The sequence below is a fragment of the Nocardia abscessus NBRC 100374 genome (genome assembly GCF_000308455.1).
Lineage (GTDB): Bacteria > Actinomycetota > Actinomycetes > Mycobacteriales > Mycobacteriaceae > Nocardia > Nocardia abscessus.
In genome coordinates this window covers 25417-42742 of the sequence record NZ_BAFP01000120.1, presented here as the reverse complement: position 1 = coordinate 42742, position 17326 = coordinate 25417, and the positions used below count along the sequence as shown (strand labels likewise).

Below are 17326 nucleotides of genomic sequence, written 5' to 3'. Positions count from 1 at the left end.
GTAGTGAAGCAAGGCTTACCTAAGCGAGTCGGCGAAAAGATAGCCGAATCGTATAACTGCCGCCCGGTAGCCGGCTGTCGGCCGGTGGAGGACTCCGGCACCTCCGTCGGAGGTTTGCGGCCGGTACGCCATTGCGCTGCCGTTTCGGTGCCGGTATCGGCGAGTCGCGCAATGCATTAGGCTAGCCTGTCCTGATCAATACACTTGGTTCGCGGGTACCGCAGTGGGTCGGTTCAGGAAGAAGGCAGTGCAATGGTTTTGAATCGGCGGCAACTGCTGCGCTCGAGTCTCGGGGTAGGGGCGGTGCTGCTGGTAGCCGCTTGTTCCGACGAAGCCGACTCGTCCGGCCCCGCGCGGCGCGGCGGCACACTGCGGGTCGGCGCGCTCGGCACCGCGGCTCGCCTCGAACGCGACCCGCACGCCAACCTGAGCAACGACAGTGATTTCCTGATCGCCTCCCTGGTCTACGACGCCCTCACCGTGCCGGGCGGGGACCCGAATGTCGTCCCGCGCCTGGCCACGCGATGGGAACCGGACGCCGATCGGCGGCGCTGGAGCTTCACCCTGGCCGAGAACGCGACCTTCCACGACGGGTCGCCGGTGACGTCCGACGACGTCGTGTGGTCGCTGCGCAGACTGCGCACCGTCGGCGGCGCGTCGAAGATGCCGGTGGCCGTGGAGGACATCACCGCCGACGGACCGAACCGGGTGATCCTCGCGGTGCCCGAGCCGAATACCCAACTGCCGCTGCTGGTCCGGTTGATGACCTTCACGGTCAAGAAGGACACCACCGACTTCACCAAGGCGATCGGCAGCGGACCGTTCCGGTTGGAGTCCTACCAGGGCGGAAACGCCCGGCTGGTGCGCAACGACCGGTGGCACGGCACGCCACCGCTGCTGGACGCCATCGAGATCACCATGTTCGAGAGCGTGACCGCGCTGGGCAACGCGGCGCTCGGCGGGCAGATCGACCTCGCCTCCAACGTCGGCGCCATCGCGGGCCGCACCGCGGAGGGGCGCGGCGACCTGACGGTCGTGCGCCGCCCGAACGACACGATGCTCGGCGTGGCCATGCGGACCTCCGACGGGCCGTTCGCCGACGCGCGGGTGCGCACCGCCGTCCGGCTGGGGGTCGACCGCGAAGCCCTGGTCAAGCAGGTGCATTCCGGCTACGGAACGGTGGCCAACGACATTCTCGGCACCGGCGACCCGCTCTACGACACGTCCATCGCGCAGCGCACCCGGGACACCGACCGTGCGAAGGCGCTGCTGCGCGAGGCGAATTTCGACACCGCTCGCAGCTATCCGTTCGTCACCAAGGCCGAGGTGCCCGGCGAGGTCGAATCGGCGAAGGTCATCGCCACCCAGCTCGCCGAGATCGGCGTCCGGCTGGACGTGGTCACCCAGGAGCCGAACGCCTTCTACGACCAGACCTGGCTGAAGGCGCCGCTGTACACCGTCTCCTGGGGAACCAACGATTCCGCCCTCTTCTTTGCCAGCAGACTGCTGGCCGGCGGATCCAACCGGAACGAAACCGACTTCAAGGACGCGGCGTTCGACACGGCTACCGCCAAAGCGCTTGCCGCGCACAGTGACGCGGAGTACCAGCAGGCCGCGCAGGAGTTGCAGCGCATCCAGTACGAGCGTGGCGGCTACCTGGTCTGGGGCATGGCCGACGGCATCGACATCGCGTCCTCCCGCGTGCGCGACCTGCCCACGCTGGGTGGGTTCGCCCGCGTTCAGCTGGAAAGGGCTTGGCTGGCCGGGTGATCTCCTTCGCGCGACTCCTGCTGCGGCGCGTCACCCTGCTGGTGACGTTGCTGGCCTGCGTCTTCGTCGCCGTGGACCTGCTGCCGGGCAACACCGCCCGCGCGGTTCTCGGCCGGGAGGCCACTCCGGAGCAGATCGCGGCCAAGGAACGCGAACTCGGACTGGACCGTCCGCTGGCGGTGCGGTTCTCGGACTGGATCGCGGGCGTCGCGACCGGCGATTTCGGGCGAACCGCGCGCGGGTGGCCGGTCAACGACCTGCTGGTGGACAAGTTCCCGCCCACGCTGCTGCTCGGCGGGCTCGCTCTCGCGATGACCGTGCTCGCGTCGCTCGCGCTCGGCGCGTGGTGGGCGACCCGTCCGGGCGGTGCGGCGGCGCGGGTGTTGCAGCCGACGACCACCACGGCGGTGGCGATTCCCGAGTTCGTGATCGCCACGGTGCTGATCCTGGTGTTCGCGCTGGCGCTGGGCTGGCTGCCCGCGGTCACCATCACCGGCCGGTCCGGATTCCCGGCGGGCCCCGAAATGCTGGTGCTGCCGGTGCTCGCGCTCGCGCTGCCCCAGATCGGCTGGAACACCAGGGTGGTACGCGCCGCCCTGTCCGACGCGGCGCTGGCGCCGCACGTGGAAAGCGCGGTGCTGGACGGGCTTTCGGGTCGCGTCGTCCTGGCGCGGCACGTGCTGCCGTTCGCGTTGCCGACGATCGTCGCCAGTTTCGCCACCACGGTCGGGATGCTGCTCGGTGGCGCCCTGGTGGTGGAGACCATCTTCAACTACCCCGGTCTCGGCGCGGTGCTGGCCGGTTCGGTGGCCGACCGCGACACCTCGGTGGTCGCCGCGGTGGTCGCGCTGTCGGGGGTGGTCATCATGGTCATGCTGGCCGCCGCCGACGGCATCCGCAGCTGGTCGTTGCGGGGGCGGCGATGAACGTATCGATCGACCTCGCGCGTCCGGTCCGGCGACGGCTCGGCCGGCTGATCGTCGCTCCCGCCCTCTTGGTCACCCTGCTGGCGGCGCTCGGGCCGACGCTGGCGCCGCACCCCGCCGAGCAGGCGATCGGCATACCGTTCGGCGATCCCGGCGACGGCGCGCCGCTGGGCACCGACCGGCTCGGCCGCGACGTGCTCAGCCAGCTGCTCTACGGCGGTTGGGGATTGCTGCTGGTGGCGGCGGTCATCGCGGTGCTGGTGACCGGGTTGTCCGGCGTGCTCGGCGCGGTCGCCGCGCTGCGCCCGCGGATCGGCGCGTGGATCGAACTCGGCACCGATTTCCTCCTCCTCGTGCCCGCGGTACTGGGGATCCTGCTCGTGCTGACTTCGTGGCCGGACGCGGGCATCCCCGGGTTGATCGTTGTGGCACTGCTGTTCGGAGTTCCCTATTGCGCGCGGATCTTCACGGCCGCCGCGGCGGGTGTCGCGGCGACCGGCTACGTCGAGAGCGCGCAAGCCGCCGGTGAATCGCTGGCGCATCTGGTGTTCCGGGAAGTGATCCCGAATCTGCGTGCGGTGTGGACGACTCAGCTCGGGCTGCGTTTCGTCGCGGGCGTCTACCTGGTCAGCACCGCGTCGTTCCTGCAACTGCCCACGACGCTCGGTGCGAGCAACTGGGCGGTCATGGTGCGCGAGAACGCCTCCGGCATGCTGCTCAATCCCTGGGCGGTGCTCGCCCCGAGTCTCGCGATCGCGATCGTCGCGGTGAGCGTGAACCTGGCGGTGTCGGCGTTCGGACAAGGGGAGCGGGAATGAATGTGAGCGTCACGAAACGGGACCGCCGGACGGCGGGAGCGGATGATGCCGAACCGGTGACCGGCGCCCTCGTCGCGGTCGACGATCTGACCGTGCTCGGCCCGGACGGGCGGGAATTGGCCGGTCCCGCGACGTTTCGGATACCGGCGGGCACGGTCACGGCGCTCACCGGTCCGTCCGGTTCGGGCAAGACGACGGTGATGCGGGCCTTGCTCGGACAACTGCCCTCCGCCTCGGCACGGGCGGCCGGGTCGGCATCGGTCGCCGGGCACGATGTGTTCACGCTGGAACATGCTGCACTGCAATGGTTTCGGCGCCACCACATCGCCTATGTCGGGCAGGATCCGGGATCCGCGCTGAACCCGCTGCTGCGGGTGCGCGCCCTGCTGCGCGAGGTGGCGCCCAAGGCGTCCCAGTCCACGCTGACCGACACGCTGGCGCTGGTCGGCCTCTCGGCGGAGTACCTGCGCCGCCGCCCCGGTGAACTCTCCGGCGGCCAGCAGCGCCGTGTCGCTCTGGCCAGGGCGCTGATCCGCCGGACGGGTGTGCTGGTGCTCGACGAGCCGCTGGCCGGACTGCACGGCGCGCTGCGCACCGACATCGCAGGACAACTCGCGGAGATCGCCCGGGAGCGCTCGGCGGCGATCCTGCTGTCCGGTCACGACACCGCCCTCGTGCACTCGATCGCGGACGATGTGGTCGAGCTGGGCGCCGTCCACCCTGCCGCCGTGTACCCGGCTCGGCTGCGGCAGGAAAGCCACACGCTGAGGAAAACTTTCAGCGTCGCGACCGAGTCGGCACAGCACCCGATGGCCCCGGCCAACGGACTGGCGCTCGGTGATGGGACCGAACCGCCGCCCGCGCCGGACGGTGCCGGAGGGGTGTCGGATACCGGCGGCTTCGACCCGGCAGAAACGGCCTCGGCGGTCGGGCGCGAGCAGCGCGCCGTGCGGGACCGTGAGCCGGACGCTCGGCCCCGGTCCGTCGGTCGAGTACGGACCGGTGCCGAGGCTCGTCGTGTTGAGCCGGAGTCAGTCGAGTCGGTCAACGGACGCGAACCGAAATTTGCTGTTATGGACGGTCGCGCCCACCGGGACCTCCGCTCGACCCGGGACGGAAGCGTAGAACTCACGCGCAACGGCCACAGCTCTCCGGCCGTCGTCGCGACGGACAACCAGTCGCCGGACGTCGTGTTACGCGCCCAGGACATCAGCGCCTCGATCAGCGGACACCAGGTGCTCGCCGACATCGACCTCGCTCTGGGCGCGGGTTCGGCGCTCGCGGTGGTGGGCGCGTCGGGCGCGGGCAAGACCACCTTGGCGCGCGTGATCGCGGGTCTGCACCGTTCGGCGACCGGTTCGCTCGAGCTGCGCGGGCACCGGATCGCCGTGGGCGCGAAGAGGAGAATCCGCTACGGCGCAGGTGGAATTCAGCTCGTCACCCAGAACCCCAGGTCCGCGCTCAACCCGCGCCGCACGGTCGCGCAGACGCTCGGCCGCCCGCTGCGGCGGATCGGCGGCGTCGCGCGCCGGGATCTCGCGGGGCGGATCGCCGAACTCCTGGCCGCGGTCGAGTTGTCCGCCGACCTGGCCGACCGCTACCCACACGAGCTGTCCGGCGGACAGCGTCAACGGGTGGCGCTGGCCCGCGCCCTCGCCGCCGAGCCCGCCGTGCTCCTGTGCGACGAGATCACCTCGGCCCTCGACCACACCACCGCGGCGGCGATCATGGGCTTGCTGGACCGGATCCGGGCCGAGCGCGACACCGCCCTGCTGATCATCACCCACGACATGCCTTTGGTCGCCGAATACTGCCCGGCGTTGCTCGTTCTGGATCACGGGCGCGTCGTCGAATCCGGTCACACCGCAACGGTGCTCGCCGCGCCGACGCACAACGCCACCGGCGAGCTGCTCGTCTGAGCCGGCCCGGCCCGAGGCCATGCGCAGATCCGACACGCGGTGGACTGCGTCACCGGATCACCGCGGGCACTCGCCGTCATCTGGATCATGGAAAGGGTGTTGCGAAAGATCGGCGTCTCGGCCGCCGTCGTGGTGATTCTCGGGCTCGCCGGTTGCGGAATCGACCGCACCCCGATCCCGGAGGGCATTCCGCCCGGACCGGGCACGCCGCTGCCCGTGATCGACCTCGACGCGCCCGGCCGCACGGCCGTCCAGTTGCGCGGCTGGGCCGACGATCAGGCCGGTCGGCTGGGCATCCCGTCGATCGCCCTGGAGGCCTACGGCTACGCGGCGGCCGTGATGACCAGAGCCCGCCCGGACTGTGGCGTCGCGTGGACGACGCTGGCGGGCATCGCGAGTGTGGAGAGCAAGCACGGCACCCATCGCGGTGCCGAGGTCGGCCCGGACGGTTCGGTCCGCCCGCCGATCATCGGCGTCCCGCTGGACGGTTCGCCGGGCGTCGCGCTGATCGAGGACACCGATGGCGGCGCCCTGGACCATGACCCGGTGCACGACCGCGCCGTCGGTCCGTTGCAGTTCATCCCGGAGACCTGGAAGCGCTGGGGCGTCGACGCCAACGGAGACGGCACCGCCGATCCGCAGAGCATCGATGACGCCGCGCTCACCGCGGCCAGGTACCTGTGCGCCAGCGGCGGCGACCTCACCTCCGAGCACGGTTGGCAGCGGGCGCTGCTCACCTATAACCAGTCGCACAGCTATCTGCTGACGGTGCGTGACCGGGCCGCGAGCTACAGCGTCGGCCGCCGGGTGTGATCGGCCGGTCCCCGGAGTGCCGGTTACCCGCAGCGCGGCCGGGACGATAGGCTCGCAGCGCACGGCCCATCCCGTGAGACCAACCGTGTCAGCAGCCGAAGGAGTGTCGTTTTCGTGGCCATCATCGAACAGGTCGGAGCTCGCGAGATCCTGGATTCGCGCGGAAACCCCACCGTCGAGGTCGAGATCGCTCTCGACGACGGCACCCTGACCCGCGCGGCCGTGCCCTCCGGCGCGTCCACCGGCGAGCACGAGGCCGTCGAACTGCGCGACGGTGGTGAGCGCTACGGCGGCAAGGGCGTGCGCAAGGCGGTCGAGGGTGTGCTCGACGAGATCGCGCCCGCCGTCATCGGCCTGGACGCCGTGGAGCAGCGCACCGTCGACCAGGTGCTGCTCGATCTGGACGGCACCCAGGACAAGTCCCGGCTCGGCGCCAACGCCCTGCTCGGCGTGTCCCTGGCGGTGGCCCGTGCCGCGGCCGAGTCCTCGGGCCTCGAGCTGTTCCGCTACCTCGGCGGTCCGAACGCGCACGTGCTGCCGGTCCCGATGATGAACATCCTCAACGGCGGCGCGCACGCCGACACCGGCGTGGACGTGCAGGAATTCATGGTCGCCCCGATCGGCGCTCCGACCTTCAAGGAGTCGCTGCGCTGGGGCGCGGAGGTCTACCACGCCCTCAAGGCGGTGCTGAAGGCCAAGGGCCTGGCCACCGGCCTCGGTGACGAGGGCGGGTTCGCACCCGACGTGGCGGGCACCAAGGTGGCGCTCGACCTGATCAGCGAGGCCATCGCCAAGACCGGCCTGAAGCTGGGCAGCGACGTGGCGCTCGCGCTCGACGTCGCGGCCACCGAGTTCTACACCTCGGGCAGCGGCTACAAGTTCGAGGGCGTGGTGCGCTCGGCCGAGGAGATGGCGCAGTTCTACGCCGACCTGATCGGCGCCTACCCGCTGGTGTCCATCGAGGACCCGCTGTCGGAGGACGACTGGGACGGCTGGGTGACCCTGACCGACCAGATCGGCGACAAGGTCCAGCTGGTCGGCGACGACTTGTTCGTCACCAACCCGGAGCGCCTGGAGGAGGGCATCGCCAAGGGCGCCGCCAACGCGCTGCTGGTGAAGGTCAACCAGATCGGCACGCTCACCGAGACGCTGGACGCGGTGGAGCTGGCGCACCGCAACGGGTACAAGACGATGATGTCGCACCGGTCCGGCGAGACCGAGGACACCACCATCGCCGACCTCGCCGTCGCGGTGGGCAGCGGCCAGATCAAGACCGGCGCCCCGGCGCGCAGCGAGCGGGTCGCCAAGTACAACCAGCTGCTGCGCATCGAGGACGCGCTCGGCGATTCGGCGCGCTACGCAGGCGACGTCGCGTTTCCCCGCTTCGCGTTCGAAGGCTGACCTGCGGTGCGAGCGGCGGGCCCGGCGGAGGTGGCGTGCGTGACCTCGCAGGGCCACGGGAGTACCGCGAAGTAGAGACCGAGGCGTGAGATGACGGAGCGACGTGCGCGTGGGACCAGTCCGGCCGGACGCGGGGACCGCCGCACGTCGCGTGCCGCCACATCCCGCCCGGCCGACTCCGCGGCCAAGCGCGGCCGCAGGCGATCGGAGGCCGCGGAGAAGCCGAAGCCGCGCAAGAGCGCGTCGCGTTCCGCCGCCGACCGGCACGACCACACGTTCCTCGGCTTGTCCACCGGCAAGGCCGTGATCCTCGCGATGGTGGTGTGCGGGCTCGCACTCACCCTCGCGGTGCCGATGCGCACGTACTTCACCCAGCGCGCGGAAGCCGCGCAGCTGGCGCAACAGCGCGCGGAACTGGAAGCGGATCTGGCCCGGCTGCGGGATCGTCGTGCGCAGCAACAGGATCCGGCCTTCATCCGCACCGAGGCGCGTGACCGGCTGCGCTTGGTGATGCCGGGGGAGACGCCGTACATCGTGCAGGTGCCCGGCATCGAGGCGCCCGCCCCGCCCCCGGCGCCCACCAGGGCGCGCGAACCCGATCCCTGGTACACCGAAGTGTGGCGCAGTATCTCCGAGCCGCAGCCCACACCGGCGGCCGCGCCGCCCGCCGCCCCGCGACCGCAAGCACCGGAAGGACTGGAAGGACCCAGGTGACCGCACCGAACGACCAGGATCTCGCGATCATCGCCGAGCAGCTGGGCCGTGCCCCGCGCGGCGTGCTCGCCATCGCCTACCGCACCCCGGACGGGATCCCGGCCGTTGTGAAGACCGCGCCGCGCCTGCCCGACGGCACCCCCTTCCCGACCCTGTACTACCTGACCGATCCCCGGCTCACCGCCGAGGCGAGCAGGCAGGAATCCGCCGGTGTGATGCGTGAGATGACCGAGCGGCTCGCCGCCGACCCGGCGCTGGCCGCCGCCTACCGCGCCGCGCACGAGAGCTATCTGGCCGAACGGGACGAAATCGAATCGCTCGGTACGGATTTCACCGGCGGCGGGATGCCCGAGCGGGTCAAGTGCCTGCACGTCCTGATCGCCCACTCGCTGGCCAAGGGGCCGGGGGTGAACCCGTTCGGCGACGAAGCCGTGGCGCTGGCCGCCGAGCACGGCCTGCGTGGCACCGCGATTCCTGCTGACTGGCCCGCGCCTCGGCCGGCCGGCCCGCGAGAGACTGGAGCACAGCGATGAGTGACCGGGTAGCCGCCGTGGATTGCGGCACGAATTCCATCCGCCTGCTGATCGCCGACGTGCTCGGCGACGGACGCCTGGCCGACGTGCACCGCGAGATGCGCATCGTCCGCCTCGGGCAAGGGGTCGACGCGACCGGCTCGCTGGCGCCGGAGGCGATCGAACGCACCCGCGCCGCACTGGCCGACTACGCCGCGCTGATGCGCGAAGCAGGGGTCGGCCGGGTGCGCATGGTGGCCACCTCCGCCACCCGGGACGCCGCGAACCGTGAGGACTTCTTCGCCATGGCCCGGGCCGAACTCGGCACCGTGGTCGCGGGCGCCGAGGCCGAGGTGATCACCGGTGACGAGGAGGCGCGGCTCTCGTTCGCCGGCGCGATCGGCGAACTGTCCGAGGCGGCAGGGCCTTTCGTCGTGGTCGACCTGGGCGGCGGATCGACCGAGCTGGTGTTCGGGGACAGTGCCGGGGTGCGGGCCGCGTTCTCCGCGGACATCGGCTGCGTCCGGATCACCGAGCGCTGCCTGGCAGGCAACCCGCCCACCGCCGAACAGGTCGTCGCCGCCCGCGCCTTCGCCACCGAGCGATTGACCGAGGCGTTCACGCACGTCCCGGTGGACGGCGCCCACACCTGGGTCGGCGTCGCGGGCACCATGACCACCCTTGCCGCGGTGGCGCTCGATCTGCCCGAATACGACTCGGAACGGGTGCACCTCACCCGGCTGACCATGGACCAGATCCACGACGTCTGCGACCGGCTGATCGCCATGGACCACGATCAGCGTGCCGCGCTGGGCCCGATGCACCCCGGCCGGGTCGACGTGATCGGCGGCGGCGCGGTCATCACCGAGGTGCTCGCGGAGGAATTGTCCCGGCGTGCGGGCATCTCCGAAATGGTGGTCAGCGAGCACGACATCCTCGACGGCATCGCCCTGTCGATCGCCTGACCGCCGCCATAGCGGGAGCCGTCACGCGCACGCTCGGTCAACCCGGCGGAAGGTGTCCGTTCAGCTTCACCTCGGCGTGTGGCTCGGCTCCGGCGCGAACTGCGGTCCCACTCTTGTGGCGCGCCTTGCCGACCGCGATATCGGCGAGCCGGGAGAGCGATTCCTTGTTCCGGGGCACCAGCAGGAGCTCTTGCAGCACGTTGGGCACCAGAACGCCCAATCCGCGTTCGGCATGCTCGTACATCCGGATCTGGGTCTCCTCGGGCGCGGTCTCGACTAGTTCCAGACGGATCCACGCGGCGCCCAGCGGCGAGAGCTTGGCCTCGAGTTCCAGCACGTGCGGCGGATTGACGGTGACGACCTGCGTAGTGTCGTTCGCGGTGATCGGCCACACGCCTGCGCTGTAGTGCAGCTTCGAGCCGACTGCGGGCCAGTTGTCATCGACGTCGCGGATGTGCGTCGCGCCGACCACCCAGGCGCAGAACAGCCACCCGTCGGCCAGGACGGCGAAAACCTCATCCGGTGTAGTCGGCACGGTGATTTCCACGTGGACCATCAGCTCAACGCTTTCTGGGTGGCGGCCTCGGCCGGTTTGCCTGTCGCTTGCGGGGTGCCCGGACGTGCGGCGGGCAAACCTCCGTCGTTGCCCGCTCCGGTCTCGCTTGAACAGAACACACGAATCCTCCGCCGCACGGTCTCGGATGGGACTCTTCGGAGCATGGTTGAAGCGGCGACTACGACTACCGATGGCGGTCGGGACCCGGCCGCGGACACCGTCGTGGTCATCGTCGGCGCCTACGGCGGCCTCGGTTACTCGTCCACCGTGCTGAGCGGCTGGTTCGCCAACCGGTTGCTCGGTTGCGGAACGCCTCCTGTTTTCCGGCGGCATCGTGGTCGTGGCCGGGGGCTTCGCCCTGGCCGACCTGGCGGTGCGCCGGTAACGCTCGGCCGGACTTGCCGTGACCACCGGGTTCGCACCGGAAGCTTTCCGGGCTGAGGAGATGGCACTGTATTTTTTCTCGGTTGGTATCGAAACGTCGATGTCGGGTAATTTTGCCCGGTTCTATGACCCAGGTCACGGGTTCGCCTACTCCGGTATCACCGGAACGGTCGTGGCGTTTGCGGGGCTGATCGTCGCCGCCAGCGCACCGCCCATCAGCGAACTCATGGCAGGCGTGCATCAGCGCGCCGCGCGGGTACAGAACACCCAGCACAGCAGCACGATCTAAGGAGAACGCGTGACCAACCCCGGGCCACAAGCCGATCCGACGGGTGACGTCTCGTCTCGGTGGGGCGGTTTGTTCCGCACCAAATCCATCGAACAGTCGATCCGTGACACCGACGAGCCCGACTCCAAACTCCGCAGGGAGCTGACCGCCTGGGATCTCACCGTCTTCGGCGTGGCCGTCGTGGTCGGGGCGGGCATCTTCACCCTCACCGCACGCACCGCGGGCAATGTCGCGGGTCCGTCCGTCTCGCTCGCTTTCGTGTTCGCCGCGATCGCCTGCGGGCTGACCGCGCTCTGCTACGCCGAGTTCGCGTCGACCGTTCCGGTCGCGGGTAGCGCCTACACCTACTCCTACGCCACCTTCGGCGAACTCGTCGCCTGGATCATCGGCTGGGACCTCATCCTGGAGTTCGCGCTCGCCGTGGCGGTGGTGGCCAAGGGTTGGTCGCAGTATCTCGGTGAAGTGCTCGGCACCACCTCCCCGGTCGTGCACATCGGTTCGGTGAGTTTCGACTGGGGCGCGGTGCTGCTGATCACCGTGCTCGGTGTGCTGCTCGCGACCGGCACCAAGGTGTCCTCGCGGGTGTCGGCGGTGGCGGTCGCCATCAAGCTGGGCGTGATCGCGCTGGTGCTCGTCGTCGGCCTCACCTATTTCAAGTCCTCGAACCTGTCGCCCTACATTCCGCCGTCGCAGGCCGGTGAGCGGGGCGAGGGCATGCGGCAGTCGCTGTTCTCCTACCTGACCGGCGCCGGGGACAGCAACTTCGGCTGGTACGGCCTGCTCGCCGCGGCCAGCCTGGTGTTCTTCGCGTTCATCGGCTTCGACGTCGTCGCCACGACGGCGGAGGAGACCAGGAATCCGCAGAAGGCGGTGCCGCGCGGCATCCTCGGCTCGCTGCTCATCGTCACCGTCCTGTACGTCGCGGTGTCGCTCGTGCTCACCGGCATGGTGCCCTACACCGACCTGTCCGGTGGCGACGCGACACTGGCGACGGCGTTCGGCATCCACGGGGTGACCTGGGCGAAGAACATCATCTCGATCGGCGCCCTGGCCGGGCTCACCACGGTGGTCATGGTGATGTACCTCGGGCAGACCCGGGTGCTGTTCGCGATGGCGCGCGACGGGCTGATGCCGCGCAAGCTCGCGCACACCGGCAAGAACGGCACGCCGGTCCGCGTCACCGTGATCGTCGGCGTGGGGTGCGCGCTGCTGGCCGGGTTCGTGGACTTCGGCACGCTGGAGGAGATGGTCAACATCGGGACGCTGTTCGCGTTCGTGCTGGTGTCGGTCGGCGTACTCATCCTGCGGCGCACGCGCCCCGACCTGCCGCGCGGCTTCCGGGTTCCGCTCGTGCCGCTGATTCCCATCCTGGCCGTGCTGTCGTGCCTGTGGCTGATGCTGAATCTCTCCGTGGAGACCTGGCTGCGGTTCCTGGTGTGGATGGCGATCGGCTTCGTCGTCTACTTCGCCTACTCCCGGCGCAACTCCCTGCTCCGGAAGACACCGGCCGCGTAGGCACCTACGGGCCTGTTCGGGCTCATCGGGTATCGGCGGATAGCCTGACGCGGTGTCGCAGCGTGAGTTGGTTGTTCTCGGTACCGCGAGTCAGGTACCGACGAAACAGCGAAACCACAACGGGTATCTGCTCCGGTGGGACGACGAGTCGATCCTGTTCGACCCTGGTGAGGGTACGCAGCGGCAGATGACCTACGCCGGTGTGTCCGTCACCGGGCTCACCCGGATCGCCATCACCCATTTCCACGGCGACCACAGCCTGGGCCTGGCCGGAGTCGTGCAGCGGATCAATCTCGATCGGGTGCCCCATCCGGTCGATGTCGTCTTCCCGGCGTCGGGCGCCGCGTATTACGACCGCCTGGTCAACGCGACGTCCTACTATCACCGCGCCGAGCTGCGACCGCGTCCGGTGATCGGCCCCGGCCCGGTGGACCTGCCCGAGGCGCCGTTCACGGTCACCGCGGTCCGGCTCTCGCATCCGGTGGATACCTTCGGCTATCGGCTCAGCGAGCCGCCCGGCCGGCGCATCCTGCCGGACCGGTTGCGCGCCCTGGGGCTGCGCGGCCCGATCATCTCCGAGCTGCAACAGCGCGGCAGTGTCGAGTTCGGTGGTCGCACGGTCACTTTGGCGGAGATCAGCGAGCCACGATCCGGCCAGAGCTTCGCCTTCGTCATGGACACCCGGTTGTGCCCCGGTGTCCAGGAACTCGCCGCCGACGTCGACATGCTCGTCATCGAAGCCACTTTCCTGGACGCCGATGAACACTTGGCCACCGAGTACGGCCACCTCACCGCAGGCCAGGCGGCGCGGGCGGCCGCCGACGCCGGTGTCCGCGCCCTGGTCCTGACCCACTTCTCGCAGCGCTACCGCGACCTCGACGAGCACTTGACCGAAGCGGCGAAGTACTTCTCCGGCGAGATTCACATCGCCACCGATCTGGCCCGAATCCCGCTGCCGCCCCGCCGCTGACGGCGCGCCACAAACATTCGCCGCGACGAGATGCTCCGCGGACGCTAACACCAGCCCGCCGCCACCGATCTAGTTCTCTGGGACGCCTGCCAACCCGGGTGTCGAACTACCGCCACCGGCGCTGGTCAACCGACCACGCCGTCCGGCACCCGGCAACGGCCGACGTCCCGCCACCCCGACGAATTGTCGGAATTCCGGTACAGCCGTACGACTCGGTACGCTGTCCCGGACGCCCCTATAGCCCAATTGGCAGAGGCAGCGGACTTAAAATCCGCCAAGTGTCGGTTCGAGTCCGACTGGGGGCACCACGGAACCGCAGGTAGAACGTGTTTCCAATCGTCCGGCTCGACCGCGTCGACGCCCTGTTCCGCATGAGTCCGCAGAAGTCGGTGCTGCCCGTTCATCACGTCCCAGCAAGTACGCGCGGCCTACGACTGAACTATGAAACGGTCGGGCGCATCTGCGCCGTGCAGCCGGGCCGAGGCGATCTTGCCCGCGACCGCACGGAACAGCATGTCGTCGCGGCCGGTCTCGGGGCGGATCGTCTCGGCGACTTTGTCGAGACGAAGGGTGTGCTCGGTCCCGGACACGTCGGTGTAGGCGTAGCGGACCTGTTGCTCGTCCTCTTCTATTTTTCGAACCTCTGCGTACAGCGCCATGGTCGGTGGGTTCAGGGGCTCAGCGCGAAAGGCCGTGGGCGCGGGCGATCATGCGTTCCATGAGTGTGCGGGGGAGGAGGCGGCGCAGGGTGAAGAGGGCGGGGGCGTTGCTGCCGATGGCGTAGAGGGATTGGGGATGGTCGGCTTCGATCGCCTTGACGATCGTGGTGGCGACCTTGTCCGGAGTGATGCCTTTCGCCTGCTTTTCGTCGAGTTTCGCCATGAAGGTCGTGAAATCCTCGGTGTGGGGCGAACCTTCGGTGAGGTATTTGGTGCGCCGCTCGCGGAGGCCGGTGTCGATCTGGCCGGGCTCGACGGCGGTGATCCAGACGCCGAAGGGGGATTCCTCGAAGCGGGCGGCGACCGCGAAGCCGCGCACGGCCGCCTTGGTGGCGACGTAGGAGGAGCGGTAGGGCATCGGGAAACTGGCGAGCATCGACCCGACCATCACAACCCGCCCGTACCCGCGTTCGCGCATGCCGGGCAGCACCGCTTTGGTCAGGGCGACCGGGCCCAGCACGTTCAGCTGGAACAGTCGCTCGACGGCGTCGGTGGGCAGTTCGGCCAGCGGACCGGCCTGGCTTTCGCCCGCGTTGTTGACCAGCACGTCGACCTGGTCCAGACCGGCCGCGAAGGCTGCTATCGAGGTCGAATCGGTCAGGTCGAGCGCCCGGTACTCGACCCCCGGCACGAGGGCGTCGGAGCCGATGGCATCGGGGTTACGGCTGGTTCCGATCACTCGGTACCCCCGCCCGGCCAGCGCGGCGGCCGTGGCCTTTCCGATTCCGGACGACGCACCGGTGACCACAGCGACGCGAGACATAGCGCTCCTTTCGACAGCAATACGCTGACGATATCGTCAGCTCACCGATCCGCGCTACCGGGAAGTAACTTCGCGTCGCACGCGATGTAGTCGGTCGGGTACGGAGCCAACTCGCCACGAGTGCACCGGCCCGTCCGCGCGGCGGCGGGAAACGGGAATACAACGCGTGGTGGCGGATCGGGGATTGCCCATTGAATTCTCCATGGCGGGTTCAGGACCGCACGCGGCAACACGGCGACGCCGCGCGTGCCGTGCTCCGACCGGTCGTGGGCCTGTGAGCTGGGCGGACGGCTGTGTGCGTGGACGTGAGATGTGCACCGGCGCAGCCGAAATCGTTCACTGGCGGGAAGTCCGCGCGGATGTCGGTGGTCGTGTGATGGGGCTAGTGTTGGCCGGCGCGGTGCAGGCCGGAGACGCTGCCGTGTTACCCCCCGACGCCGAGGAGAATGTGGTGGTTGTCGATACCGTCCGCGAGGAACAGGCGATTCGTCAGATGACGGAGCGACTGGTCGAAAACTACACCGAGACTTATTCTCCGGAGCATATCGAGAGCACCGTGGGTGCGGCCCGGCAGAAGTTCGCCGGCCGCCCGGTGCGGCAGTTCGTGCCGATCCTGATCGAGCGACTGGTGCGCCGGGAACTGGAGAAGTCCCCCGAAGCGGAAGTCCAACCCGCGACGGTACCGATGGAAAAGGCTCCCGGACCCGCCGCGGCCGCCTCCGGGAAACTGCCGGATCTGCGTGAGTTGTGGTCGTCGAAGAAGCGTTTCGCGCCGTACGCGGTGGGTGCCGTCGTCATCGTGACGGTGATCGCCGTCGTACTCGCCGTGCGGCAACCCGCTCCCGAGGCGCCCGCCGCCGCCCCGGCCCCTGCCGCGCCGCTCACGGTGGTCCACGGTGTGGTCGGGTCGGAGAAGATGGCGTTCTTCCAGGACCCGAAGGTGATCGACGCGCTGGCACGCAACGGTGTGCGCGTCGAGGTCGAGCCCGCCGGGTCTCGGCAGATCGCCACCTCCATCGATCTCACGAAGTTCGACTTCGCTTTCCCGTCCAGCGAACAGGCGGCCGAGCGAATTCAGCGGCAGCGCAACGTGACCGCCAAGTACACGCCGTTCTCCTCGCCGATGGCGGTCGCGACGTTCACCCCGATCGCCGATCTGCTCGCGAAGGCCGGAGCGGTGCGACCCGGCCCGGTGTCGACGCTGGACCTGCGCCGCTACCTCGATCTGGTCCGCAGCGGCAAGCGCTGGGACGAACTTCCGGACAACACCGCTTACCCGGTGCGCAAGAACATCCTGATCTCCACCACCGACCCGCGCAGCTCGAACTCCGCCGCCATGTATGTGGCCGCGGCGAGCTATGTCGCGAACAACAACACGATCGTGCAGGGCCAGAGCGCCGAGCAGGCGGTCCTGCCCGCGTTGTCGCGGCTGTTCGTCGGCCAGGGTTACACCGAGAACACCACCGAGGGGCCGTTCAACAACTACCTCGCCACGGGGATGGGTCCGACGCCGATGGTCTGGATCTACGAGGCGCAGTACGTCGAGGCGACCGTGCGCGGACAGGCCAAACCCGAGATGACGCTGTTGTATCCGTCTCCGACGGTGTTGTCCCGGCACACGCTGGTGCCGTTCGGCGCGACGGGTGACCAGCTGGGCCGCCTGTTGTCCACCGACCCGGAGTTGCAGCGGCTGGCCGCCGAGCACGGCTTCCGCACCAACGACGGCGCCCAGTTCGCGAAGGTCGCCGCCGAACGCAACGTCCCGGTCGCGCCGGATCTGCTGGACGTGGTCGCCACCCCGACCTACGACACGCTGGAGCATCTGCTCGACGGAGTCACCAAGACCTACAACTGAAGCCCGTCGCGCCCGCGTTTCGGTGGAGACGATCCGGGCATCCTCTTGGCATCAGATGCCGCAAACCACGGCGGGCATCGCGGCGGGAGGAAGCACAAGTGACAGCGGACGACGGGCCATGGGAGATACCTCCGATCGATGACGCTCCGGACATCGCGCGCGACAGCGCGCCGCAACCGGGAGCGGCGATGGCCGACACCAGGAACTGGCCGGGCTATGGATTGTTGCTGGTCGCCGCGGCGGTCGCGATCGTGTCCGCGGTGTTCGCGGGCTGGGGGTTCGGCCGTCTCTCGGTCGCGGCCGCGATCATCGCCGTCGTCTTCCTGATCGTCGGAGTGGGCATGATCGTGCTGGAGCAGGTGCGCGCCCGAGCGAAGGCCCGCCGGCACACCGAACAACCCGCCGAGCACGCAACCGTGCCGCCGGGATACTGACGA

The 17326-nt window shown here is 69.4% G+C and carries 17 protein-coding genes and 1 tRNA gene; 15 read left to right on the top strand and 3 right to left on the bottom strand.

All coding sequences use genetic code 11. The features are described from left to right. Positions 1-252 precede the first annotated feature (252 nt). The 9 genes from ON19_RS24895 (at position 253) to ON19_RS24850 (ending at position 9838) form a co-directional block, all read left to right on the top strand. The gene (locus ON19_RS24895) at positions 253-1770 is read left to right on the top strand and encodes an ABC transporter substrate-binding protein (RefSeq protein ID WP_043697732.1); all 1518 of its coding nucleotides are present in this window, start codon (positions 253-255) and stop codon (positions 1768-1770) included. Beyond that, entirely contained in the window at positions 1767-2696 is a 930-nt protein-coding gene (locus ON19_RS24890; RefSeq protein ID WP_227954617.1) for an ABC transporter permease, read from the top strand. The genes ON19_RS24895 and ON19_RS24890 overlap by 4 nt, the downstream gene beginning before the upstream one ends. Beyond that, positions 2693-3514, top strand: coding sequence for an ABC transporter permease (locus tag ON19_RS24885; RefSeq protein WP_043697731.1), 822 nt, complete (start codon positions 2693-2695; stop codon positions 3512-3514). The genes ON19_RS24890 and ON19_RS24885 overlap by 4 nt, the downstream gene beginning before the upstream one ends. Before the next feature lie 2 nt (positions 3515-3516). Then, positions 3517-5433, top strand: coding sequence for an ABC transporter ATP-binding protein (locus ON19_RS43960; protein ID WP_227954618.1), 1917 nt, complete (start codon positions 3517-3519; stop codon positions 5431-5433). An 87-nt stretch (positions 5434-5520) separates the two neighbouring features. After that, on the top strand, positions 5521-6246 hold the full coding sequence (locus ON19_RS24870) for a lytic transglycosylase domain-containing protein (RefSeq protein WP_051169279.1): 726 nt from the start codon (positions 5521-5523) through the stop codon (positions 6244-6246). A 114-nt stretch (positions 6247-6360) separates the two neighbouring features. Continuing rightward, the gene (eno, locus tag ON19_RS24865; RefSeq protein ID WP_043697729.1) at positions 6361-7647 is read left to right on the top strand and encodes a phosphopyruvate hydratase; all 1287 of its coding nucleotides are present in this window, start codon (positions 6361-6363) and stop codon (positions 7645-7647) included. A gap of 90 nt (positions 7648-7737) precedes the next feature. Continuing rightward, positions 7738-8361, top strand: coding sequence for an FtsB family cell division protein (locus ON19_RS24860; protein WP_043697728.1), 624 nt, complete (start codon positions 7738-7740; stop codon positions 8359-8361). Then, positions 8358-8894 carry a DUF501 domain-containing protein gene (locus ON19_RS24855; RefSeq protein WP_043697726.1) on the top strand — a complete coding sequence of 179 codons (537 nt, stop codon included), beginning with the start codon at positions 8358-8360 and terminating at the stop codon, positions 8892-8894. Before ON19_RS24860 ends, ON19_RS24855 begins: the two co-directional genes overlap by 4 nt. Continuing rightward, positions 8891-9838 (top strand): Ppx/GppA phosphatase family protein, encoded by a 948-nt coding sequence (locus ON19_RS24850; RefSeq protein WP_043697725.1) that lies wholly within the window; start codon positions 8891-8893, stop codon positions 9836-9838. The genes ON19_RS24855 and ON19_RS24850 overlap by 4 nt, the downstream gene beginning before the upstream one ends. A 37-nt stretch (positions 9839-9875) precedes the next feature. Here ON19_RS24850 and ON19_RS24845 read toward each other — a convergent pair whose 3' ends face one another. Further along, positions 9876-10394: an SRPBCC family protein gene (locus ON19_RS24845; protein WP_051169274.1), complete on the bottom strand. Its 519-nt coding sequence runs from the start codon at positions 10392-10394 to the stop codon at positions 9876-9878. Between the two features lie 403 nt (positions 10395-10797). Here ON19_RS24845 and ON19_RS24840 point away from each other — a divergent pair, with 403 nt between their 5' ends. The 4 genes from ON19_RS24840 to ON19_RS24825 all read left to right on the top strand — a co-directional run bounded on the left by ON19_RS24840 (position 10798) and on the right by ON19_RS24825 (position 13860). Next, positions 10798-11067 (top strand): hypothetical protein, encoded by a 270-nt coding sequence (locus ON19_RS24840; RefSeq protein ID WP_043697723.1) that lies wholly within the window; start codon positions 10798-10800, stop codon positions 11065-11067. A 9-nt stretch (positions 11068-11076) separates the two neighbouring features. After that, positions 11077-12582, top strand: a complete 1506-nt coding sequence (locus tag ON19_RS24835; RefSeq protein WP_043697721.1) for an amino acid permease — start codon at positions 11077-11079, stop codon at positions 12580-12582. A 52-nt stretch (positions 12583-12634) separates the two neighbouring features. Continuing rightward, complete coding sequence (locus tag ON19_RS24830) at positions 12635-13552, top strand: ribonuclease Z (RefSeq protein ID WP_043697719.1); 918 nt, start codon at positions 12635-12637, stop codon at positions 13550-13552. 231 nt (positions 13553-13783) lie between these two features. Beyond that, positions 13784-13860 (top strand) — tRNA-Leu (locus ON19_RS24825). Positions 13861-13980: 120 nt separating this feature from the next. On the opposite strand, the gene ON19_RS24820 is transcribed toward ON19_RS24825, so the two are convergent. Beyond that, positions 13981-14211 (bottom strand): hypothetical protein, encoded by a 231-nt coding sequence (locus ON19_RS24820; RefSeq protein WP_043697717.1) that lies wholly within the window; start codon positions 14209-14211, stop codon positions 13981-13983. A 19-nt stretch (positions 14212-14230) separates the two neighbouring features. Next, positions 14231-15034, bottom strand: a complete 804-nt coding sequence (locus ON19_RS24815; protein WP_043697716.1) for an SDR family oxidoreductase — start codon at positions 15032-15034, stop codon at positions 14231-14233. 451 nt (positions 15035-15485) lie between these two features. On the opposite strand from ON19_RS24815, the gene ON19_RS24810 reads away from it, so the two are divergent. Continuing rightward, positions 15486-16889 carry a three-helix bundle dimerization domain-containing protein gene (locus ON19_RS24810; protein WP_227954619.1) on the top strand — a complete coding sequence of 468 codons (1404 nt, stop codon included), beginning with the start codon at positions 15486-15488 and terminating at the stop codon, positions 16887-16889. Positions 16890-16987: 98 nt separating this feature from the next. Further along, complete coding sequence (locus ON19_RS24805) at positions 16988-17323, top strand: hypothetical protein (protein WP_051169273.1); 336 nt, start codon at positions 16988-16990, stop codon at positions 17321-17323. Positions 17324-17326: the final 3 nt, after the last annotated feature.